The sequence below is a fragment of the Rhodococcus sp. PvP016 genome (genome assembly GCF_017832185.1).
Classification (GTDB): domain Bacteria; phylum Actinomycetota; class Actinomycetes; order Mycobacteriales; family Mycobacteriaceae; genus Rhodococcoides.
Genome location: NZ_JAFIBH010000001.1, coordinates 3,860,016 through 3,881,572 on the forward strand (window position 1 = coordinate 3,860,016; position 21,557 = coordinate 3,881,572).

Consider the following 21,557-nt stretch of genomic DNA (forward strand, 5'->3'; position numbering starts at 1 on the left):
CCAGGACGAGACGAGCCGCCGCCGGGCTCACCTGTGGACGGCCACGACCCTGTGGATCAGATGCGGGCGGAGGCGCGCACGGCAGCGACGACGGACTCGGCCACGCGCACGTGTGCGTCCCAACCCCAGTGAATACCATCGGGATTCGCGTTCCCGGACACGATGTTCTCCTCGACGGCCGCCTTGAGGTCGACGAGCGGGAGATCGTGCGCCACCGCCCACGCCGTGGTCGCGCGCACCGCTGGTTCGCGGCCGGCGTGCACTCGTCCGTAGGCGTCGCACCGATGCACCGACGGGAGCGTCGCGATGACGGGTACCTCCGGACGCACGGCCGCGAGGGCGGCGCGGATCTGCTCGAGGTAGTCGACGCTCAGATGCGGCGGCAGGGCCACCGGGCGGCCCAGGTGCGAGAGCCGCGGCTGCAGCCACCCGTAGGCGGCGCGCACACCGCGCCGCAGGATGGGCGGTCGGACGTAGCGGATCTGCTCCCGCAAGGCCGTCGGCAGAGGTGACGGCAACGAGTCCATCCCGCCGGTCGCGAGGACCACCGCGCCGGCACGCGGTATCGACGCCCACACACGCGGGTCCTGGGTGAGTGCCCACCAGGCGTCGCGGCAGGTCCAGCCGATGCGGCCGAGGAGCTCGACGTCCCACCCCAGTTCGCGTGCGACGAGGGTCGGCCAGATGCGGGGATGATCGGCCGGCAGGCCGCCCTCGGGACCGTAGTACGCGAGCGAGTCCGCGAGGACGAGCAGGACCGGGCGATCCGCCTCGGACATCAGAGAACGTCACCCGCCACGGCGGCCGTCGCGTTCCACACGTCCAGGCGCCAGGAGACGTCGTCTGTTCCTATGCCGGCGACCTGCACCCAGCTGGCGTTGCCCAGCCCCCCGAACACCGGCCACCGGTCGACCGGCAGATCGAGCAGTGCGGCCGTGAGCGCGGCGATGGTTCCACCGTGGGCGACCACGACGACGGGCGCCGTGGTCCACTCCGGGTCCTTCAGCAGCTCCTGGATCAGCGGCATCGAGCGCTCGGCGACGTCCACGCGCGACTCGCCGCCCGGCGGACGGAACTCGGCGTCGGCGCGCCACGATTCGCGGACGCCGGGTGAGACGTCGTCGACGTCGAGGTGCGTCAGCCCCTGCCAGTCACCGAGGTGCGTCTCCCGCAGCCGCTCGTCGAGCTCGACGGGAACACCCGTCGCCGTCGACAGCGCGGTCGCCGTGTCGTGTGCCCGTCGCAGATCGGACGAGACGATGCGGTGCGGCTGCAGCAGCGCCAACGCTCGCGCGGCGACCTCGGCCTGTGTGCGACCCAGCTCGGTCAGCTCGGTGTCGAGATGACCCTGCATGCGCGAGGCCGCGTTGTACTCGGTCTGACCGTGCCGGAGCAGCACCAACCGACGAACGGACGTCACTCGTCCGGTTCGGTGACGCGATCGACACCGTGATCGAGGGCGTCGTCGACACCGTGATCGTCGGTGCCGTACTGCGTCGAGGTGTCCGTGGCTCCGAGACCCTCGATCTCGAGGACCGGGCAGTCCTTCCACAGACGCTCGAGGGCGTAGAAGTGACGCTCGTCGTTGTGGAGCACGTGGACGACGACGTCGACGTAGTCGAGCAGTGCCCATCGGCCCTCGCGGGTGCCCTCACGACGAACGGGCTGGCTGCCCGCCTCGCGGAGCTTCTCCTCGATGTTCTCGACGATGGCGTTGACCTGGCGCTCGTTGGGTGCCGACGCGATGACGAAGCAGTCGGTGATGACCAGCTGGTCGGAGACGTCGAGGGCCATGACGTCGGCGGCGAGCTTCTCGTCCGCGGCGAGTGCGGCGATGCTGGCGACCCTGATGGCCTCGGGTGTAGCGCTCACGTGGTGTTCTCTCCTGGTAGGGCTGATGCGGTGGTGGCGGAAGTGCCGGTGTGCTGGGGTGCGGGCTCGGAGACGGTCGCGATGCCGTCGTGACGCTCCTCCCCGGCGGGGCGGTAGAGGTCCCGCTTCGAGATGTACTGGACGACGCCGTCCGGCACGAGGTACCAGACGGGACGGTTCTCGGCGGCACGCCGTCGACATTCCGTGGACGAGATGGCCAGAGCCGGGATCTTCACGAGGGTCAGGACGTCTTTCGGCAACCGATCGAGGTACTCGGCCAGATGGTCGGCACCCAGTTCGTACCCGGGGCGGGACACGCCGACGAAGCGGGCCAGCTCGAACAGTTCCTGCCAGTTCTGCCACCCGATGATGCTGCTCAGAGCATCGGCTCCGGTGATGAAGAACAGCTGGTCACCGGGATGCTGGTTGGCGAGATCGCGAAGCGTGTCGACGGTGTACGTCGGTTTGGCACGGTCGAGGTCGACGCGGCTGACGGAGAAGCGAGGGTTCGACGCGGTGGCGACGACCGTCATGAGGTAGCGGTCCTCCGCCGGGCTCACCGTCCGGTCCTGCTTCTGCCAGGGCTGGCCGGTGGGAACGAAGACGACCTCGTCGAGCTGGAACCGATCGGCGACCTCACTGGCGGCCACGAGGTGCCCGTGGTGAATGGGGTCGAACGTGCCGCCCATGACGCCGAGCCGTCGCGGGCGTCGGCCCTCGGGCGGCGTCGTCGGTTCCTGCACGAGTGACGACTCTACGTGGACCTGCCCCGAACAGAGGATTCGGCCGAACCGAGAGACGTCAGGATCCCGTGGGCAGGAGCCGCGACACGACCTCGGCAAGTTGCGCTGCCGACCGGCACTCGTGCATCGAGATCACGCGCCGATAGACGTCGGCGGCCGAGTCGCCGGTCCCCCACTGCGCCTTCGGCTCGGGGTTGAGCCAGTGCGCGTGCCGCGCGACGGTGACCATGCGGGCGAGCGACTCGGTGCGCGGATCGCGGTAGTTGGTGCGGGCATCGCCCAGGATCAGCAGCGACGCCCGAGGACCGATGGCATCGAGGTGGTGCGCGGTGAACGTCTCGAAGGAGTGGCCGTAGTCGGAATGGCCGTCGTACGTGATCAGCTCCGACTCGGCGATCATCCGCGACATCGACTCGGCGAGCGACGCGCGCCCGGCCGAAGCGTCGAAGAACCGGGTCACCTCGTCGGCGCTGTCGATGAACGCGAAGACACGCACTCGGGAGAACTGTTCGCGCAACGTGTGCACGAGCAGGAGGGTGAACTGGCTGAAGCCCGCGACCGATCCCGAGACGTCGCAGAAGATCACCAGTTCCGGCCGCGCGGTGCGGGGCTTGCGGTTGACCAGGTCGATGGGGACGCCGCCCGTGGACAGGGACTTTCGCAACGTGCGCCGCAGGTCGATCGACCCCGCTCGTGACCGCCGTCGACGGGCCGCCAGTCGGCTCGCCAGGAGCCGCGCCAACGGAGCGACGTTCTTGCGGAGTGCGGCCAGCTCCGATTCGGACGCGCGAAGGAAGTCGACGTCCTCGGCCAGGCGCGGGACGCCGTAGGACGCCACCCGTTCCTTGCCCAGCACCTCGGCGGTGCGGCGGCGAGTCTCCTTCTCGATCATCGACCGGAACTCCGCGATGCGGACCGCCGCTGTCCGACGGGCCAGTTCGGACTCGAACTCGCCGGTCGTGGGTGCACCGGGACCGGTGGAGCGGCCGACCAGTCCGTCGAGGATCCTGGCCAGCAGCGTCGACGGCTCCACCGTGCGCAGCGTCTGGTACTCCGAGAACGACTCGCCCCGGCTGGAGCTGTACTTGCCGTAGGTCTCGACGATGTCGCCCACCAGGCGCTCGACCTGCGCCATGGCCTCCGCGGAGCCGTCCGCGAGCAGCTCCGCCAGCACGTGTTTCAGAGCATCGAGATCGACGGTGCCGTCTTCGGCGAGAGGCGGGCCGACCGTGTTCTCCTCGTCGGCGGTCCGCGCACCGATCGCGGCGGGGAACCACAGATCGAAGAGCGCATCGAACGCGGGGCGATGGCCGGGTCGGCGCACCAGCGCGCACGCGAGACCCTCCCGCACCACCTCGCGATCGAGAATGTCGAGGACGGCCAACACCGCGCCCGCGTCGACCGTCTCCGACGGGCCGACGTCGATACCGCGGCGACGCAGCGCCTCCACGAAGCCCACCAGGTGTGCGGGGATGCCGGAGATGTCCACCGTCCCGGTCACGGGTCAGCCGAGTCGGAGTTCGGCGACGGCGCGGTCCTGATCGGAGCGGTGCTTGAGGATGACGCCGAGCGTCGACCGCACGGCTGCGTCGCTCACCTCGTCCATGCCCAGTGCCAACAGGGTGCGGCCCCAGTCGATGGTCTCGGCGACCGACGGCAACTTCTGCAACTGCATGTCCCGCAGCACCTGCACGATGCGCACCATCTGCTCGGCCATCGCCTCCGGCAGTTCCGGGACCCGGCTGGCCAGGATGCGCCGCTCCAGGTCGGCGTCCGGGAAGTCGAGATGCAGGAACAGACAGCGACGCTTCAGTGCCTCCGACAACTCGCGGGTCGCGTTGGAGGTCAGCACCGTGAACGGCCGTCTGGTCGCCGAGATGGTGCCGAGCTCCGGCACGGTGATCGCGAAATCGCTGAGCACCTCGAGGAGGAGGCCTTCGATCTCGATGTCCGCCTTGTCGGTCTCGTCGATCAGCAGCACGGTGGGATCCGATCGACGGATCGCCGTCAGCAGCGGCCGCGACAGCAGGAACTCCTCGGAGAACACGTCGTGGCGTGTCTCGTCCCACCCCGCGCCGGAACTCGACTGGATGCGCAGGATCTGCTTCGCGTGGTTCCACTCGTACAGTGCCCGCGCCTCGTCGACGCCCTCGTAGCACTGCAGGCGGACCAGTTCGGCTCCCGCGGCCTGCGAGACGGCGCGAGCCAGCTCGGTCTTGCCGACGCCTGCCGGACCCTCGATGAGCAGCGGCTTGCCCAGACGATCGGCGAGGAACACCGCCGTGGCCGTCGCCTTGTCGGCGAGATACCCCGTGGCGGCGAGGCGGGTCGCCACGTCGTCGACGTCGGAGAAGAACGGAACGATGTCGGAGTACGTCTGCGTCACGCCGGGCCCTTCGGATGGTTCGAGACAGTCGAGGATTCGAGTGTGGTGGAGCGGGTCAGGCCGGACGAATGTGCCCGTCGCCCTGCACGATCCACTTCGTGGAGGTGAGTTCTCGCAGCCCCATGGGGCCGCGAGCGTGGAGCTTCTGGGTGGAGATGCCGATCTCGGCTCCGAAGCCGAACTGCTCACCGTCGGTGAACGCGGTGGAGGCGTTGACCATGACGGCCGCTGCGTCCACCCGAGCCGAGAATGCCCGCGTGGCAGCAAGATCCGATGCGACGATCGCCTCGGTGTGTCCGGTGCCGTACCTGTCGATGTGCGCGACGGCGGCATCCAGCCCGTCGACGACGGCGAGGGCGATGTCGTCGGACAGGTACTCGTCGGCCCAGTCGTTCTCGGTGGCCGGAACGAGTCCCGGAAGATCACCGTGGACACGTACCCCGTTGTCCGACAACGCCTGCACCAGACGCGGCACTGCCACGTCGGCCACGGCGGCGTCGATCAGCACCGTCTCCGCGGCGTTGCACACGCTCACTCGACGTGTCTTCGCGTTGAGCAGGATGCGCTCGGCCATGTCGAGGTCCGCGGACGCGTGCACGTAGACGTGGCAGTTGCCGACACCGGTCTCGATGGTGGGCACCGTCGCGTCGCGCACCACCGCGGAGATGAGGCCGGCCCCGCCGCGCGGGATGACGACGTCGACGAGCCCGCGAGCCCGGATGAGGTGCGTGACCGTCGCGCGATCCTCGCTGGACAGCAGTTGGACGGCGTCGGCGGGAAGGTCCAGCGCCGACAGAGCCGCCCGCAGAACGCCCACCAGCGCGGCGTTCGATCGTGCGGCGGAGGACGATCCCCGCAGGAGGACGGCGTTGCCCGACTTCAGAGTGAGCCCGAACGCGTCGACCGTGACGTTGGGCCGGGCCTCGTAGATCATGCCGACGACGCCGAGCGGCACCGCGAGCTGCCGGATCTCGAGCCCGTTGGGCAGGGTCCGACCCTCGAGGAGCTCCCCCACGGGATCCGGCAGGGACGCCACCTGGCGCAGTCCGGCGGCGATGCCGTCGACGCGGTCGGGGGTCAGTCGCAGTCGGTCGAGCTGCGAGGGCGGGGTGCCCGACGCCTCGGCGAGCGCGAGGTCCTCGCTGTTGGCGGCGAGGATCGCGTCGGCGGAGGCAAGGACGGCGTCGGCCGCGGCGTGCAGTGCGTCGTCCTTGCGCGCGGTCGTCAGCAGAGCGAGCGCGCGTGCGGCGACCCGCGCGCGGGCAGCGGCGGCGTGCACGTCCGCTTCGAGAGCATCGGGAGTGGACACCTCGGCGCTGGTGGTGGCAGTCACGCCGTCCAGGGTAGGTCACGCTCCCACCAGCCCGTACGCCCGAGCGCACCCGGGACGCTCCGGCCGACGGGAATGATCGCCGGGCCCGATTGTTCGTTCATCGTGAGCGCTGTCGTCGTGGACGGCGCGCGTGTCGGACGAGACGAGGAGATGACTGTGAGCCTGCTGTTCGAGCCCCTGACCCTGCGTGAGGTCACCTTCCCCAACCGGGTGTGGATGTCGCCGATGTGTCAGTACTCGGCGGACGCGGAGGGACCCTCGACGGGCGCGGTCACACCGTGGCACCGGACTCACCTCGTCTCGCGTGCCGTCGGCGGCGTCGGCCTGGTCATGACCGAGGCGGCGTCGGTGAGCCCGGAGGGCCGCATCACGCCGTGGGACCTCGGCATCTGGAACGACCAGCAGGCGAACGCGTTGGCCGAGGTGGTCACCGAGATCCGGCAGTACGGCAGTGTGCCCGCGATCCAGTTGGCCCACGCCGGTCGCAAGGCGTCCACCGACGCACCGTGGCGCGGCGGAAAGCCGCTGGCGGCGGACGACTCCCTCGCGTGGGAGACGGTCGGACCCAGCGCTGTCGAGTTCGGCCACTACCCCGCCCCGCGCGAGATGACGACCGCGGACATCGACAAGGTCGTCGACGACTTCCGGTCCGCCGCGGTACGCGCGCTGGCCGCCGGTTTCGACGTGGCCGAGGTGCATGCGGCGCACGGTTACCTGCTGCACCAGTTCCTGTCCCCGGCCAGCAACCACCGGACCGACGAGTACGGCGGCAGCTTCGAGGGTCGGATCCGCCTGACCCTGCGCGTGGTCGACGCGATCCGCGAGGTGTGGCCCGCCGACAAGCCAGTCTTCGTGCGCGTGTCCGCGACCGACTGGACCGGCGATGAGCGCGGCGTCGACTCCGAGGCCTGGACGCCCGATCAGACCGTCCTGCTCACCCAGCAGCTCGAGGATCACGGTGTCGATCTCGTCGACGTCTCCACCGGCGGTAACGTCGCCAAGGCCTCCATCCCCGTCGAACCCGGCTACCAGGTGCCGTTCGCGCGGCGCATCCAGAGTGAGACGCGCATCCCCGCGGCCGCTGTCGGACTGATCACCGAGCCCAAGCAGGCCGAGGACATCATCGGGTCCGGTGAGGCCGTGGCCGTGTTCCTCGCGCGCGAACTCCTGCGCGATCCCTACTGGGCCCGTCGGGCGGCACGCGAACTCGGCGCGGAGATCACCCCGGCCACCCCTCCGCAGTACGAGCGGGCGTTCTGAGTCAGCGCTTTCGCGAGAACGACCATATGACAGCGGCCACGAGTTCGAGGGCGAGCCGCGCGGGTACCGGGTTGGCCGGCTCGATCATCGCCTGGGCCATCGCTCCCTCGTAGGCGGCGACGACACCCCGACCGAGGGTGTCGTCGTCCACCGCCACCTCGCGCCCGTGGATCGCGAGACCGTGAACGATCAGGGGACGCAGGGCGTCACGGAGCGCGGCCCGGTGAGCGGTCACCACGGCCGCCAGCCCCGGGTTCCGCGCCGCGTGGGCGCCGAACTCGGCCATCAGAATGTGCCACGACACGTCGCCGACCAGGCCGCTCAACGCCGCCACGACGGTCTCCTCGAACGAGCGCCCGTCGGACGCGTCGTACTCGAGAGCGTCGACCACTCCACGTACCCGCGTGATCAGTCCCGACGACTGTCGCGTCCACAGCTCGAGGAAGACCTCGTCCATCGAGGAGAAGTTCGAGTAGAACGCTCCACGGGTGAATCCCGCTCGCTCGCAGATCTGTTCCGGGGTCGATCTCCCGAATCCCCGTTCGACGAACACCTCGAGGGCGCCGTCCAGCACGCGCTCGCGAGTCTGCGCTCTGCTGCGAGTGGCGGTCCGGCCTGTTCTCGCGGTCACGTTGCCTGAAGTCGCCGCCATGATGCACTATCGTATCGAACGAGACGATACAGATGTGTATCGGATCCCGAGAACTCGACGACGGAAGGCCCGCCATGTCCCCCGAAGCCGCTGCGCCCGCATTCCGGCGCCCCACCACCTGGCTGTTGCCGGTCGTCGCGGTCTCCGTCGTCATGTCGCTGCTCGCGACGCTGTACCTCGGCGGCATCCTCGACCCGAAGGAGAACCTCCGCCACTTCCCGGTGGCACTGGTGGTCAGCGACGAGGGTGACGTGCTGCCGAACGGTGAGCAGGCGAACTTGGGTCAGCAGATCGGCCAGGGCATCGCGGACGGCATCGACGCGGAGAAGATCGATCTGAAACAGGTCGGTATCGCGGAGGCGCAGAACCTCCTCGCGAACGGCGACGTCTACGGCGCGATCGTCGTGCCGAGCGACTTCACCAAACGGGTGTCGATCCTGACGCAGGCCTCCGTCGTGGCGGGCGACATCGAGCGACCCATCGTGACGATCATGACCAATCCGCGCGCCGGCACTCTCGGATCCTCCCTCATGACCACCATCGGTGACACGGCGCTCGACTCCGCGAACGGCACTCTGGGAGAACGACTCACGACGCAGGTGACCGAGGCACTGCCCGCGGGCGCCACCCTCTCCGGGGCCGCGGCCCTCACGCTGGCCGCGCCGGTCGACATCGTCGTCACTCCCTACGACCCACTTCCGGACGGCACGGGGCTCGGGCTGTCCGCCTTCTACTACGCCCTGCTCCTCGTGCTCGCCGGCTTCACCGGCGCGATGATCGCCAGCGCTCTCGTCGACGGCGCCCTCGGCTTCGTACCGCTCGAGTTCGGCCCCACCTTCCTGCAGCGTCGCCGGTCCACCGACAGTCGCCTGCGCGTGCTCGCCGCGAAGTGGCTCACGATGGTGGTGATCGGGTTCGTGGTGTCCGGTCTCTACGTCGCGATCGCCACCGCACTGGGCATGCCGATCCCGAACGCACTGGGCCTGTGGCTCTTCGGAGTGCTGGCCATCTCGGCCGTCGGGATCACCGCGGTGTCGGTACTGTCGATCTTCGGCACTCCGGGGCTGATCCTCAACCTCGTCGTCTTCGTGATCCTGGGCCTGCCGTCCGCCGGCGCCACCATCCCGATCCAGGCGTCACCCGCGCTCTTCGGGTGGCTCGCGCAATTCGAGCCGATGCATCAGGTGTATCTCGCGGTGCGCTCGATCCTCTACTTCGACTCACGCTGGACCTCGGGCCTGGCCCACGGACTCGGCATGACGCTGCTCGGGCTCGTCATCGGCCTGCTCCTCGGCGCTCTGGTGATCGCGATCTACGACCGCAAGGGATACGACCGGACGCCCGCGGTCACCGGGTCACCCGGCGACGAACCCGAGGGACTTGTCGACGACGTTGCGCAGCGGTCGGCCGGCGGCGAATAGTTCGGCGTTCTCGGCGAAGCCGGAGTAGAGCCGGTCGCGCCACCCCACGGTGTCACCGCTCATGTGTGCGGTCAGCAGCACGTGGTCGAGGGTCCACAGCACGTGCTCGGGTGGCAGCGGCTCGGTCTCGAACACGTCCAGGGCAGCGCCGCCGACATGGCCGCTGCGGAGAGCGTCGACCAGCGCGTCGGTGTCGAGCAGTTCGCCACGACCCACGTTGATCACGCGCACCCCGGGATCGGCCGCCGCGAGGACGTCGCGGCCGACCATGCCCCGTGTCGACGGTGTCAGCGGTGCGATGAGAACGAGGTAGTCGACGCCGGGCACCACCGACGCGAGATCCGCACTGGCATGGACGGTTCCGAAATCCGCATCACCCGTGCGAGCCGTCCGTCCGACCCCGGCGACGTCCATACCGACGGCACGCAGCATGCGCGCCGTCGCCCGGCCGATGCTGCCCGTGCCGATCACCAGAGCTCGACGCCCCGCGATGTTCTCCGTCTCCCGGCGCAACCATCGCGCCTGCCGGCCGAGTTCGACGGTGCCGCGCACGTCCTTCGCCAGAGCGAGCACGGAGGCGAGCACGAACTCGGCGATCGGCACGTCGAAGACCCCGCGCGCGTTGGTCACCACGACGTCGGACGCCGCGAGGTCGTCGAACAACAGCTTGTCCACCCCTGCTGCGGCGACGTGCACCCATTCGAGGGCGGAGCAGCGCGACCACTGGTCCCGGAGCGCCGACGAGAAGAAGTCCCACAGCAGGACCGCTTGCGCGCCGTCGACCGCATCGCCGAACGTGTCGGCGGTGGCATGGCGCACCTCGTACGAGGTGTCGAGTTCCTGCACCCGATCGGGAAGGAGCCCGTCGTGCAGGACGGTGATGATCGGCCTCGCTCCGCCGTCCGTGCGGGAGGGGCTCACGGTCGCTGCTCCGTCATCAGTCGAGCGTAGGCCCGGGAGAGGCGAGCGACCTCGAGCAGGTCCACGGACTCGTCGGGCTGATGGGCCTGCGCCTCGAGATCACCGGGACCCAGCACGATGGTGGACACCCCGAGGTCACGGGCGACGAACCCCCCGTCGCAGGACGCCGTCCACACCGCGGTAGACGGGTCCGGCGCGCCCTCGGAGCGCAACGCCGCCAGCGCCGACTCGACGAGCGGGCTCGACTCTTCGGTGAGGAATCCCGGCATCTCCATCTCGACGTACGCGTCGACGTCCAGATCCGTGACGAGGCGGGCCCGGCGCAGCAGGTCTTCGACGACGGTGTCGACGTCGTCGTCCGGCAGCACGCGACGATCGATCTCCAGACGGCAGCGGCCAGCGACGATCGACGGTCCGGTCCCACCGTCGATCCGGCCGACGTTCCACGATGCGGCACCGAGCACAGGGTGCGGCACGGTGGCCAGTTCCGCGTGCAGCCCGGCGATCTCGCCCACGACGCGAGCCGCCGCGACCACGGCACTGCGACCGTTCTCGGGCCGACCGGCATGCGCGCTCCGACCGGTGACGGTGAGCACGATGTTCGCCGCTCCGCGGCACCCGACGATCACGGTGCCGGCCGTGGGTTCCGCCACGACGCATCCCGTGAAGGCCGGAGGCCGGCCGTCATCGACCGTGAAGGCCGGAGGCTGGTCGTCATCGACCGTGAAGGCCGGAGGCCGGCCGGTCTGGTCGGACACCCATGCCCGGATGCCCAGGCCCGTGTCCTCCTCGTCCACCACGCAGGCGAGGGTCACGGTGCGCGCCGGGACCACACCGCGCCGGGCCAGTGACCCCATCGCAGCGAGTACCGCCGCGAGACCACCTTTCATGTCGCAGGCGCCGCGTCCCACGATCCGACCGTCGTGCACCCGCGAGCGGAACGGGTCCCCGGTCCAGCCCTCGCCGGCGGGCACCACGTCCGAGTGCCCGAGGAACAGCAGGCCCGGGCCGGGCCCGCCAGGAAGGACCACCTCGACGTTCGGCCGCCCCGGCGACGCGTCGGTGACGACGGTCTGCAGTCCGAGACTCTCAGCGATGCGGCAGATCTCGGCCACCACGGCGGACTCGTCGGGACCGGCGTCGATCAGCGCGCGCGTGATCTGCTCGACCGTCTGGACGTCGGTCGACGCGCGATCCTGCTCGAGATCGGCCGCCGTCACAGTTCGGCTCGGGCCGCATCCAGCGCACCCGCCAACCGCTGCACCCCGACGTCGATGCGCTCGGGCGTCGAGGACGCGAAGCACAGTCGCATCGCATCACCGAAGAGACCGTTCGCGGACAGCGCCGGACCCGGGATGAAGGCGACGCCGTGCGCGAGTGCGATCTCGAACAGTCGCCGCGTGTCCACGGCGGCGTCGTCACCCACCAACGTGACCCACAGGAAGAACCCTCCCTCCGGATCGGTGGTGCGCACCCTCCCACCGAGGTGCCGCTCCAGGCTGGTCTGCATCGCGATCTTGCGGGGCAGATAGATGTCCGCGAGGGACGCCAGGTGCTCGGTGAGCAGTCCCTGTCGCAGGAACTCGGCCACGATCCGCTGGTTCGGCACGTTGGTGCACGTGTCCATCGCCTGCTTCGCGTTGATGATCAACCGGCGAGCCGCGGGGTCCGCGTCCACCCATCCGACGCGCAGCCCCGGGGCGATGAGCTTCGAGAACGTGCGCACGGAGAACACCAGCGGGTCGTCGGGGGCGAGCGCTCGCAGGCTCGGAACCGGGTCTCCCTGGAAGCGGAGATGGCCGTAGGGGTCGTCGTCGAGCACCACGGCGCCCCACTCGCGGGCCAGCTCCAGGAGCGCCAGTCGGCGCGGGAGCGACATGGTCGTTCCCGACGGATTCTGGAACGTCGGGATGGTGTAGATCATCGTGGGCAGTCGGCCCGCGCGGGCGACCAACTCGGGAAGCGCCTCGACGATCAGTCCGTCGGAATCCATCGGCGCCTCGAGGATGTCGCCACCGTAGCTGAGCACGGTCGCGGTGCCGTTCGTGTACGTCGGGCTCTCGACGATCACCAGATCGCCGGGGTCGACGAACAGCGTGCACGCGAGATCGAGCCCCTGCATCCCACCCGACGTGATGACCAGCCGATCGGGCGACGTCGGTTCACCGAAGGCGTCGCAGAAGGCCACCAGTTGTTCGATCAGAGCCGGATCACCCTCCGTCGCACCGTAGTCGAAGGCATCTGCGGTCAGGACCCGGCCCGCGATCTCCGCCATCGCCGCGTGCGGAACCGCCTCGGCGGCGGGCGATCCCATGGCGAAGCGCACGATGTCGTGCTTCTGCGCGGCGAGAAGCGAGGTCGACGAGTCGATCATCGACCCGACGAGGTGATCGGTGCGCAGCGCCCACGGAAGCGTGGTCGTCGCATATGTCTGTGCGTGCATGTCCGTCACTCCTTGACTGTCAGGCATCGCGGGTACGCGGTGAAGGTGTCGATACCGGTGTCGGTCACCACCACGGACTCGGACACCTCGTATCCGTAACCGTCGAGCCACATACCGCCGATGACGTGGAAGGTCATGTTGCGCTGCAGGATCGTTGCGTCGTCGCTGCGCAGGCTGATGGTGCGCTCGCCCCAGTCCGGCGCGTACGCGATGCCGATGGAGTACCCGATGCGCGAAGGCTTGTGAAATCCCGCGCGGCCCAGTTCACGGTTCCACGTCGCCGCGAGGTCACTGGTCTGTACTCCGGGCCTCATCTCCGCGAGCACGGCTCCGAGTGCGTCGTCGGTGGCGGCAGCGAGACCGGCCATGCGCGGGTCCGGTCGCCCGAGTGAGACCGTCCGCGCCATCGGGACGTGGTAGCGGCGGAACACCCCGGTGAGTTCCACGACGGTCGACTCCCCGTCCCGGAACGGCCGGTCGGTCCAGGTGAGATGCGGGGTGTCCGCACCCTCACCGGTGGGCAGCATCGGAACGATGGCGGGGTGGTCGCCGCCGAAATCGTCCGTGCCGCGCACCTGCGCCGCGGAGATCGACGCGGCGGCGTCGCACTGGCGCACACCGATGGCGATCGCGTCCATCGCGGTCGCCATGGCGCTCTCGCAGATCGCCGCCGCCCCGCGCATCAGCTCGATCTCGTTGTCCGACTTCACCGATCGCACCCAGTTCACCAGTTCACGCGAATCGACGAACCGGTACTCCGGCAGGCATTTCACGAGTGCTTCGAACGCCTTGGGACTGAAGTAGTAGGAGTCCATCTCGAGCCCCACCTGGCCGTGCTCGAAGTTCGAGACCAGGTTCAGTCCGCGCAGCGTGTCGGCCACCCAGACGAAGGGATGGGTGTCCGGCCGTTGCACCAGGGTCTCCGGATAGCCGAAGACCTGGTCGTCCGGCAGCCAGGACGTGCGTGAGGCGCCGTGCGCGTCCATGGCGCGGGCGAAGAACAGCATGTCGCCCTCGGCCGGCACGAACAGCACCTGCGGGGTGTAGAACGACAGAGCGTTGTACGCCGTCAGATAGTAGATGTTCGACGGATCGGTGATCATGAGCGCCGCGAGACCCCGCTCGGCCATGACGGCACGCACGGCAGCGAGGCGGGAGCTGTGTTCGGCCGTGCTGATCGTGTCGATCATGCTGTACCCCTGACGCTTTCGAGGTTCTCCGGGTTCATGGAGCGAGCGTAGGTGCTCGCACCCACGGGCGCAGCGCGAGTGACTACGCGGTCTCCGCCGACTCGCGTAGCGACGCCGTCAGATCGTGCACGGCGGTGTCCATGTGTTCGCGCAGAGCGGGTTCGAGCCGGGCCCAGTCCTGAGCTCGCAGCAGATCGACCAGCAGCGTGTGCTCCTCGATCAACGCGTCGGGCCGGTGGTACGCGGTCTCGAGGTTGGCCATGCAGATGCGGGCCTCGGCGGCGAGAGTCGCGTACATCCGGCTCATCCGGCTGTTCCCCGTCGCCGCGACCAGGGCGGTGTGGAACGCGAGATCCCGCTCGGCCACCGACCGCCAGTCGCCCCGGTCGATGGCCGGCTGCATCTCGACCACGATGCGCGACAACGCGTCGGCGACGCGTTCGGAGTCACCGCGTCGCAGGACGGTGAACGCGGCACCGATCTCGATGGCCGCGCGGGCCTGGTAGATCTCGGCGACGTCGGACTCGCCCAGCTCGACGACGAAGACGCCGCGATTACGGAAGGAGACGAGCAACCCCTCCTGACTCAGGCGCTGCAGCGCCTCGCGAACCGGTCCGCGGGAGACGGCGAGTTCGGTCGCGACCGTCGCCTCGTGGACCTGCTCCCCCGGCGCGAACGATCCGTCGATGATGCGCTCGCGCAGCTGGTCCGCGATGACGATCGACGTGGTGCGGGCGTCGAGGGGCGTCAGCCGTCGAGTGGCCGTCACAGCGTCCGCCCCGGCCGACGCGGCACGGCGAAGTACTTCACCTCGAGGAACTCGTCGATGCCGAGGCGCCCGCCCTCGCGTCCGAGTCCGGACTGCTTGACCCCGCCGAAGGGTGCCGCGGGGTTGGACACCAGCCCGGTGTTGAGGCCGACCATGCCCACCTCGAGGCGCTCACCCAGATCGAAGGCCCGATCGACGTCGCGAGTGAACACGTAGCCCACGAGACCCCACTCGGTGTCGTTGGCGATGCGCACCACCTCGTCCTCGTCGTCGAAGGTGATGATCGCGGCGACCGGCCCGAAGATCTCGGTGTGCACGATCTCGGCGTCAGGAGGGACGTCCACCAGCACCGTCGGAGGGTAGAAGTATCCCGGTCCCTCCGGCGTGGCGCCGCCGGTCAGGATCCGCGCCCCACGTCTCACCGCGTCGTCGACGAGGCGCTGCACCTTCGCGCGGCCCTCCGCATCGATCAGCGGGCCGACCCGGACACCCTCGTGCGCACCGTCTCCCACAGTGAGCTCGGCCATCCGCGCGGTCAGCTGCTCCGCGAAGGTGTCGACGACGGACCGATGGACGAACAACCGGTTGGCGGCGGTGCAGGCCTCCCCCATGTTGCGCATCTTGGCGATCATGGCTCCGTCGAGCGCCGTCTCCAGATCGGCGTCCGCGCAGACGACGAGGGGCGCGTTCCCGCCCAGTTCCATCGACGTGCGCATGACCGTGGACGCCGCCTGGCCGAGCAAGAGCCTGCCGACGGCGGTGGAGCCCGTGAAACTCAGCTTGCGAGCCACACCGCTGCGCAACCACGGTTCGACGACGCCACCCGCGTCCGAGGTCGTGACGATGTTGAGGACGCCGTCCGGCAGTCCGGCCTCCTGGAAGATGCGGGCGAGAGCCAGTGAGGTGAGCGGGGTCTGTTCGGCCGGCTTGAACACCATGGTGCATCCGGCTGCCACAGCGGGCCCGATCTTGCGGGCACCCATGGCCAACGGGAAGTTCCAGGGCGTCACCAGCACACACGGTCCCACCGGTACTCGTGTGACCACCATGCGCGTCGACCCGTCGCCGGTCAGGGTGTGATCGCCGGCGATGCGGACGGCCTCCTCGGAGAACCAGCGAAGGAACTCCGCGGCGTAGGCGACCTCGCCGCGAGCCTCGGCGAGCGGCTTGCCCATCTCGGCGGTCATCACGGCGGCGAGGTCCTCCGTGCGCTCGACCACGAGGTCGAACGCACGGCGCAGCACGACGCTCCGGTCCCGCGGCGACGTCGCGGCCCACCCCGACTGGGCGGCGCTCGCGGCATCGAGCGCCAGAGCCGCGTCGGCGGCTCCCCCGTCGGCGACGCGCGCGATGATCTCGCCGGTGGCAGGGTTCTCGACGTCGAACGTGCGGCCGTCCACCGCGTCCCGCCATCGACCCCCGATCAGAATGCTGCGATCGGACACCGGCACGGGTCGGTCGACCGTCGTCGTCACGACCGAACTCCCAGCGCCGCGTCGCACGCGTCCGCGATGCGCTCGAGTCCCAGCTCGACCTCGTCGCGCGTCACCACGAGGGGCGGGATGATGCGCACCACGTTGCCCAGCGCACCGCAGGTCAACAGCAGGAGATCGCGGTCGAGCGCTGCCTTCTGCAGAGCGAGCGCGGCGCCCGGATCGGCGTCCCCGGCGTCGTCGACGAACTCGAAGGCCGCCATCAGACCGAGCCCGCGGGCATCACCGATCTGGTCGTGCCGAGCCGCGATCGCACGCAGTCCACCGAGAAGCTGCTCCCCGCGCAGACGGGCGTTCTCCACCAGGCCCTCGTCCTCGACGACGTCGAGCGTGGCGACGGCGGCCGCCGCGGCCACCGCGTTGCCGCCGTAGGTGCCGCCCTGCGATCCCGGCAGGGCGGTACTCATCAGGGCGGTCGACGCGGCGATCGCGGAGATCGGGAAGCCGCTGGCGAGACCCTTGGCCGTGATGAGGACGTCCGGGGTGGAATCGGAGAACTGGTGACCCCAGAACTTCCCCGTGCGGCCCACTCCCGCTTGGACCTCGTCCACGATGAGCACGATGCCGTGCCGATCGGCTCGCTCTCGGAGGCCGTCCAGGAACGCGGGCGGGGTGGGGAGGTAACCACCGTCGCCGAGGACCGGCTCGATGATGAACGCCGCGGTGTCGGCGACGGCGGACACGGTCTGCAGCAGGTAGTCGAGCTCGCGCAGCGCGAAGGTCACCGCGGTGTCGAGGTCCCAGCCGTACCGGAACGCATACGGGAACGGTGCGATGTGGACGCCGCCCATCATCGGCGCGAAGCCGGACCGGAACTTGGTCCCGGCGGTGGTGAGTGTCGCCGCAGCGACGGTGCGACCGTGGAAACCGCCGTGGAACGCGATGATGTTCGGGCGGCCGGTGGCCATGCGCGCCAGGCGGATCGACGCCTCGACCGCCTCGGACCCCGAGTTGGCGTAGAACACGCTGTCCAGGCCGGTCGGAAGGACGGTGCCGAGCTTCTCGGTCAACTCGAGCAGGGGTGTGTGCATGACGGTCGTGTACTGCGCGTGGATGATCTTGCCGACCTGCTCACGCGCCGCCGCGACCACGCGCGGATGGCAGTGCCCGGTGCTGGTCACGCCGATACCCGTGGTGAAGTCGAGGTAGCGACGCCCGTCGGTCCCGGTGATCCAAGTTCCCGACGCGTGATCCACGACGATGGGTGTGGCCTGCTTCAGGGCGGGCGACAGCCGAGCGGAAGGGGCACCCGGGGAGGCGTCGGTGCCGTCGGCTGTTCGAGGCACGAATGCTGCTGCAGTCATGCCCTCACTGTCGAGGACGATCGTCGGATTGTCAACAATCTGCGATCAGCCGCGCGTCAGGAGCCTCCCCTGCGCTGGACCGTCGAGATCGACGCGCCGTCCGGCGAGCCAGGTGGAGCGCACACAGCCCGTCACCGCTCGGTCGTCGTACGCACTCACCGGGTTCCTGTGCCGCAGTTCCTCCGCGTGCACCACGAACTCCTGGTCCGGTGCGAACACCACCAGGTCGGCGTCCTTGCCCACCGCGATCGCGCCCTTGGTCTCCAGTCCGACCTGAGCCGCCGTCGCCGCGGACATCCACCCGACGACGTCGGCGACAGAGTGCCCACGCCGACGCGCCTCGGACCACACGGCGGCCAAGGACACCTGCAGCGAGGCGATGCCACCCCACGCGACGCCGAAGTCGCCGATGTCGAACCGCTTGAGCTCCGTGGTGCACGGCGAGTGATCGGTGACCACCGTGTCGATCACGCCGTCGGACAACGCCTGCCACAACGCGTCCCGGTTGTCGGCCTCCCTGATGGGCGGGCAGCACTTGAACTGGGTCGCCCCGTCCGCGATCTCCTCCGCCGCGAACGACAGGTAGTGCGGGCAGGTCTCGGCAGTGATGCGCACACCGTCCTTCTTCGCCGCCGCCACGAGCGGCACGGCGTCGGCACTCGACAGGTGCAGAATGTGGACGCGGCATCCCGTCCGCTGCGACGCCGCGATCACGTCGGCGATGGCCGTGTTCTCCGCGGCGCGCGGCCGCGACGCCAGGAAACCGGCGTAGTCCCGGCCGCCGGCGTTCTCGGAGTCGGCGATGATCTGCGCGTCCTCGGCGTGCACGATCAGCAGTCCGTCGAACGAGGCGATCTCTCGCATCGCCTCCTCGAGCTCGTCGGGCGAGAGGGGCGGGAACTCGTCGACACCCGAGTGCAACAGGAAGCACTTGAAGCCGAAGACACCGGCCTCGTGCATCGCGCGCAGGTCCGGGACGTTGCCGGGTACGGCGCCGCCCCAGAAGCCGACGTCGATACGAGCCTTGGGCTCGGCCACCGCTCGTTTGACGTCGAGTGCGTCGGTGGAGACCGTCGAGGGAATACTGTTGAGCGGCATGTCGATCAGGGTCGTGATGCCCCCGGCGGCCGCGGCGGTCGTCGCACTCGCGAACCCCTCCCACTCGGTGCGACCGGGCTCGTTCACGTGCACGTGGGTGTCCACCAGACCCGGGAGCAGTACCTCGTCGTCTGCCAGGTCCACGACGACGTCCGCATCGGCAGGATCGTCGTGACCCACGACGGCGACGATGCGGCCGTCCCGCACCCCCACCGTGCACGCCGTCTCGATCCGGGAACCGTCGGCCGCGGTCACCACCGCACGGCGTGCGCGGAACGCGAGATCCCACGCGCTCATGCCGGGGCCTGCTCGGCGAGGAGTGCGCGGTGTTCGGCAGGAAGCGCGTCCCACCACGCGGCGCGCGCGTCGGCGCGGCCACGCTCGTCCGGATCGCCGAACAACCGCAGCCGGGACAGACCCCCGTCCGGGTAGACGTCGAGGCGCAGATGTGTTGCGGCAGGGGCGCCGTCGAGAAGGAACAGGTGCCGCGTGTCGGGCTGGACCGCCGTGCGCGGCAGGACCTCGGCCCACGCGGACGGATCCGCGACGTCGGCGACCCGATCGTCGACGGTGCTCAGTCGCACCCAGCCCGGGGCGTTGCCGACGTAGTACGACGTGTCCACCTCCACGTGCCGCGGCACCCCGGCGACAGCGAGAGCGAACGTCGCGTGGTCGTTTCCGCCGCCTCGCCGACGCGAGTTCTCCCACCCCTCACCCATGTTCCGAGCGCGGCCGGGCAGGATGATATTGGCCGGAGACGCGTAGAACGCGTCCGAGCACTCCACGAGCCGCCCACCGTGTTCCGCTGCCAGCAGATCGACCGTTCCGGTGAGGAACCGCGGGTCGGGCACCACCTCGCCGTGCACCCGCAACCGCGCCACTCCCCCGTCCGGATAGATCGACAACCGGACGTGGGTCCAGCGGCGGGTGTCGGTCACGGGATACAGATTCGCCGTGTCGCCGTCGGCCGGCGACTTCTCGACGATGGTGTGCCACTGCGCCGTCGACAGTTCCTCGGCCGAGGGGTAGCCCTCGACGGACGCGGCCTCGACCGACACGAACGGCGGATAGTTGCCGCGGAAGAACGCGGTGTCCACGACGACGCCGTGCACGACGCCCGCCGCGCCCAGTCGCACGAGAGCCCAGTCGTGACCGTCGTCGCGTCGGCGGCGGGTCTCCCAGCCGTCGTACACCTTGCCCTTGTGGCCGAACTCCGACGGATCGAAGAACGGCGCCGTCGGCTTGATCAGGTTCTCGCGCTGGGCGAACAACTCGTCGTTGGCGGCGCTCACCGACCCGCCCAGCGCGCGCGAGGCCAGATCGGGAAAGAGGAGGAAGTCAGCAGCAGCGGACACGACTCATGCTCCCGCGGAGGCGGTCTCGTCCGGATCGGGAAGCCCGCGATAGGCACGCCATCCGCCGAGATCCGTGATCTCGGTGAGCTCGGAGGACAGCGAATCGACCAGGCCCGGTCGCAGCACCACGGCCATCACCGACCGTCCGTCGGCGAGCTCGATCACCGAGAGTTCGAGTTCGACGGGCTCCTCCGGCAGGAAATCGGTCCGGATGTTCTCCATCGGGACGTCGTACAGCTCACCGGCGATGGAGGCGCCACCGGTCTCGGTCAGCAGCAGTCCCGGGAACTCGTCGCGCACCGCGAAGAACCGGTAGTTCGGCGCCGTTCGCACCGAGCCGAGGAAGGTGTGGCTGGAGACGTTGTGGTGCAGGTTGCCGCCACGCATGGCGCCTCCGTTGCAGAACAGTTCGGCCATGGTGTGGGTCCGGTCCTCTCGTTCGGTTCACGCTCGTGCGCTGCCAACGTAACCGAGTTCGCGATATATCTTCCGGCCCGCGGCGCGGGTCTACTCTGAGCGACGCCGAACCCCGTTCCCGCCGAACTCCGGAGCTGCCGTGCGCATCCTCGTCGTCAACGTCAACACGACGCGATCCATGACCGAAGCCATCGGTGCGCGCGCCCGCGAGATCGCGTCGCCGGGCACCACCGTGGTCGCGCTGACGCCCGCGTTCGGGGCCGAGTCGGTGGAGGGCAACTACGAGTCGTACCTCGCGGCCGTCGCGGTCATGGAGACCGTCCGCGCGTACGCGGAACCGTTCGACGCCGTCGTGCAGGCCGGCTACGGCGAGCACGGCCGCGAGGGACTCCAGGAGCTGCTCGACGTTCCCGTCGTCGACATCACCGAGGCCGCGGCGAGCACCGCGATGTTCCTCGGGCGGTCGTACTCGGTGGTGACCACACTGGACCGCACGGTCCCGCTGATCGAGGACCGGCTGCTCGTCGCCGGCCTGCACACCCGCTGCGCGTCGGTCCGCGCCAGCGGCCTCGGGGTGCTCGACCTCGACCGTGATCCCGATGCCGCGGTGCGCGCCGTCGTCGACGAGGCGGAACGCGCGGTGCGCGACGACCGAGCCGAGGTGATCGTCCTGGGGTGCGGCGGCATGTCCGGTCTCGACGCCGCCGTGCGGGCCAGGGTCGACGTTCCCGTCGTCGATGGGGTGACCGCGGCGATCACCGTCGCCGAGGGGCTGGTCCGGCAGGGTCTCCGCACGTCCAAGGTGCGCACGTTCGCGCCGCCGCGGAGCAAGTCGTTCGTGGACTGGCCGCCCGCTCGTCGAGACGGCTCGGGTGTCCGAACCACCCGTTAGTGTCGTGC

The 21,557-nt window shown here is 69.7% G+C and carries 21 protein-coding genes; 3 read left to right on the forward strand and 18 right to left on the reverse strand.

Annotation, left to right across the window (positions count from 1 at the left end):
* Window positions 1–56: 56 nt before the first annotated feature.
* Genes octT through JOE30_RS17975 form a run of 7 tightly spaced genes read right to left on the reverse strand, consistent with a single transcriptional unit; the run spans window position 57 to window position 6,334 of the window.
* Entirely contained in the window at window positions 57–779 is a 723-nt protein-coding gene (gene octT / locus JOE30_RS17945; RefSeq protein WP_204868332.1) for a diglucosylglycerate octanoyltransferase, read from the reverse strand.
* The gene (locus JOE30_RS17950) at window positions 779–1,420 is read right to left on the reverse strand and encodes a histidine phosphatase family protein (RefSeq protein ID WP_204868335.1); all 642 of its coding nucleotides are present in this window, start codon (window positions 1,418–1,420) and stop codon (window positions 779–781) included. The genes octT and JOE30_RS17950 overlap by 1 nt, the downstream gene beginning before the upstream one ends.
* Complete coding sequence (rsfS, locus tag JOE30_RS17955; RefSeq protein WP_051613344.1) at window positions 1,417–1,872, reverse strand: ribosome silencing factor; 456 nt, start codon at window positions 1,870–1,872, stop codon at window positions 1,417–1,419. The genes JOE30_RS17950 and rsfS overlap by 4 nt, the downstream gene beginning before the upstream one ends.
* Entirely contained in the window at window positions 1,869–2,615 is a 747-nt protein-coding gene (gene nadD / locus JOE30_RS17960; protein ID WP_307806234.1) for a nicotinate-nucleotide adenylyltransferase, read from the reverse strand. Before nadD ends, rsfS begins: the two co-directional genes overlap by 4 nt.
* Window positions 2,616–2,673: 58 nt before the next feature.
* Window positions 2,674–4,116: a VWA domain-containing protein gene (locus JOE30_RS17965; RefSeq protein ID WP_204868337.1), complete on the reverse strand. Its 1,443-nt coding sequence runs from the start codon at window positions 4,114–4,116 to the stop codon at window positions 2,674–2,676.
* A gap of 3 nt (window positions 4,117–4,119) precedes the next feature.
* Window positions 4,120–5,001, reverse strand: a complete 882-nt coding sequence (locus JOE30_RS17970; protein ID WP_056445834.1) for a MoxR family ATPase — start codon at window positions 4,999–5,001, stop codon at window positions 4,120–4,122.
* A gap of 55 nt (window positions 5,002–5,056) precedes the next feature.
* Window positions 5,057–6,334: a glutamate-5-semialdehyde dehydrogenase gene (locus JOE30_RS17975; protein ID WP_204868338.1), complete on the reverse strand. Its 1,278-nt coding sequence runs from the start codon at window positions 6,332–6,334 to the stop codon at window positions 5,057–5,059.
* Between the two features lie 156 nt (window positions 6,335–6,490).
* Between JOE30_RS17975 and JOE30_RS17980 the strand changes: the two genes are divergently transcribed.
* Window positions 6,491–7,594 (forward strand): NADH:flavin oxidoreductase/NADH oxidase, encoded by a 1,104-nt coding sequence (locus tag JOE30_RS17980; RefSeq protein WP_204870531.1) that lies wholly within the window; start codon window positions 6,491–6,493, stop codon window positions 7,592–7,594.
* Window position 7,595: 1 nt separating this feature from the next.
* Here the strand turns inward: JOE30_RS17980 and JOE30_RS17985 are convergent, their stop codons facing one another.
* Window positions 7,596–8,246, reverse strand: coding sequence for a TetR/AcrR family transcriptional regulator (locus JOE30_RS17985; RefSeq protein ID WP_204868339.1), 651 nt, complete (start codon window positions 8,244–8,246; stop codon window positions 7,596–7,598).
* Window positions 8,247–8,320: 74 nt separating this feature from the next.
* Here JOE30_RS17985 and JOE30_RS17990 point away from each other — a divergent pair, with 74 nt between their 5' ends.
* On the forward strand, window positions 8,321–9,667 hold the full coding sequence (locus JOE30_RS17990) for a DUF3533 domain-containing protein (RefSeq protein WP_204868340.1): 1,347 nt from the start codon (window positions 8,321–8,323) through the stop codon (window positions 9,665–9,667).
* Here the strand turns inward: JOE30_RS17990 and JOE30_RS17995 are convergent.
* The 10 genes from JOE30_RS17995 to JOE30_RS18040 all read right to left on the reverse strand — a co-directional run bounded on the left by JOE30_RS17995 (window position 9,602) and on the right by JOE30_RS18040 (window position 20,657).
* Entirely contained in the window at window positions 9,602–10,588 is a 987-nt protein-coding gene (locus JOE30_RS17995) for a D-2-hydroxyacid dehydrogenase (protein WP_204868341.1), read from the reverse strand. The genes JOE30_RS17990 and JOE30_RS17995 overlap by 66 nt on opposite strands.
* The gene (locus JOE30_RS18000) at window positions 10,585–11,808 is read right to left on the reverse strand and encodes a M20 family metallopeptidase (RefSeq protein ID WP_204868343.1); all 1,224 of its coding nucleotides are present in this window, start codon (window positions 11,806–11,808) and stop codon (window positions 10,585–10,587) included. Before JOE30_RS18000 ends, JOE30_RS17995 begins: the two co-directional genes overlap by 4 nt.
* The gene (locus JOE30_RS18005; RefSeq protein ID WP_239532407.1) at window positions 11,805–13,031 is read right to left on the reverse strand and encodes a PLP-dependent aminotransferase family protein; all 1,227 of its coding nucleotides are present in this window, start codon (window positions 13,029–13,031) and stop codon (window positions 11,805–11,807) included. Before JOE30_RS18005 ends, JOE30_RS18000 begins: the two co-directional genes overlap by 4 nt.
* A 5-nt stretch (window positions 13,032–13,036) precedes the next feature.
* Complete coding sequence (locus JOE30_RS18010) at window positions 13,037–14,221, reverse strand: Xaa-Pro peptidase family protein (protein WP_204868347.1); 1,185 nt, start codon at window positions 14,219–14,221, stop codon at window positions 13,037–13,039.
* Window positions 14,222–14,303: 82 nt separating this feature from the next.
* Complete coding sequence (locus JOE30_RS18015) at window positions 14,304–14,990, reverse strand: GntR family transcriptional regulator (RefSeq protein ID WP_307806235.1); 687 nt, start codon at window positions 14,988–14,990, stop codon at window positions 14,304–14,306.
* Window positions 14,987–16,465 (reverse strand): NAD-dependent succinate-semialdehyde dehydrogenase, encoded by a 1,479-nt coding sequence (locus JOE30_RS18020; protein WP_204868349.1) that lies wholly within the window; start codon window positions 16,463–16,465, stop codon window positions 14,987–14,989. Before JOE30_RS18020 ends, JOE30_RS18015 begins: the two co-directional genes overlap by 4 nt.
* Entirely contained in the window at window positions 16,462–17,787 is a 1,326-nt protein-coding gene (locus JOE30_RS18025) for an aspartate aminotransferase family protein (protein WP_204868351.1), read from the reverse strand. Before JOE30_RS18025 ends, JOE30_RS18020 begins: the two co-directional genes overlap by 4 nt.
* Before the next feature lie 45 nt (window positions 17,788–17,832).
* Window positions 17,833–19,182 (reverse strand): allantoinase AllB, encoded by a 1,350-nt coding sequence (gene allB / locus JOE30_RS18030; RefSeq protein WP_204868354.1) that lies wholly within the window; start codon window positions 19,180–19,182, stop codon window positions 17,833–17,835.
* Window positions 19,179–20,240, reverse strand: a complete 1,062-nt coding sequence (gene alc / locus JOE30_RS18035; RefSeq protein WP_204868356.1) for an allantoicase — start codon at window positions 20,238–20,240, stop codon at window positions 19,179–19,181. The genes allB and alc overlap by 4 nt, the downstream gene beginning before the upstream one ends.
* Window positions 20,241–20,243: 3 nt before the next feature.
* Complete coding sequence (locus JOE30_RS18040) at window positions 20,244–20,657, reverse strand: gamma-glutamylcyclotransferase (RefSeq protein WP_204868357.1); 414 nt, start codon at window positions 20,655–20,657, stop codon at window positions 20,244–20,246.
* A gap of 139 nt (window positions 20,658–20,796) precedes the next feature.
* On the opposite strand from JOE30_RS18040, the gene JOE30_RS18045 reads away from it, so the two are divergent.
* The gene (locus JOE30_RS18045) at window positions 20,797–21,549 is read left to right on the forward strand and encodes an aspartate/glutamate racemase family protein (protein WP_027505679.1); all 753 of its coding nucleotides are present in this window, start codon (window positions 20,797–20,799) and stop codon (window positions 21,547–21,549) included.
* The last annotated feature ends 8 nt before the right edge of the window (window positions 21,550–21,557 follow it).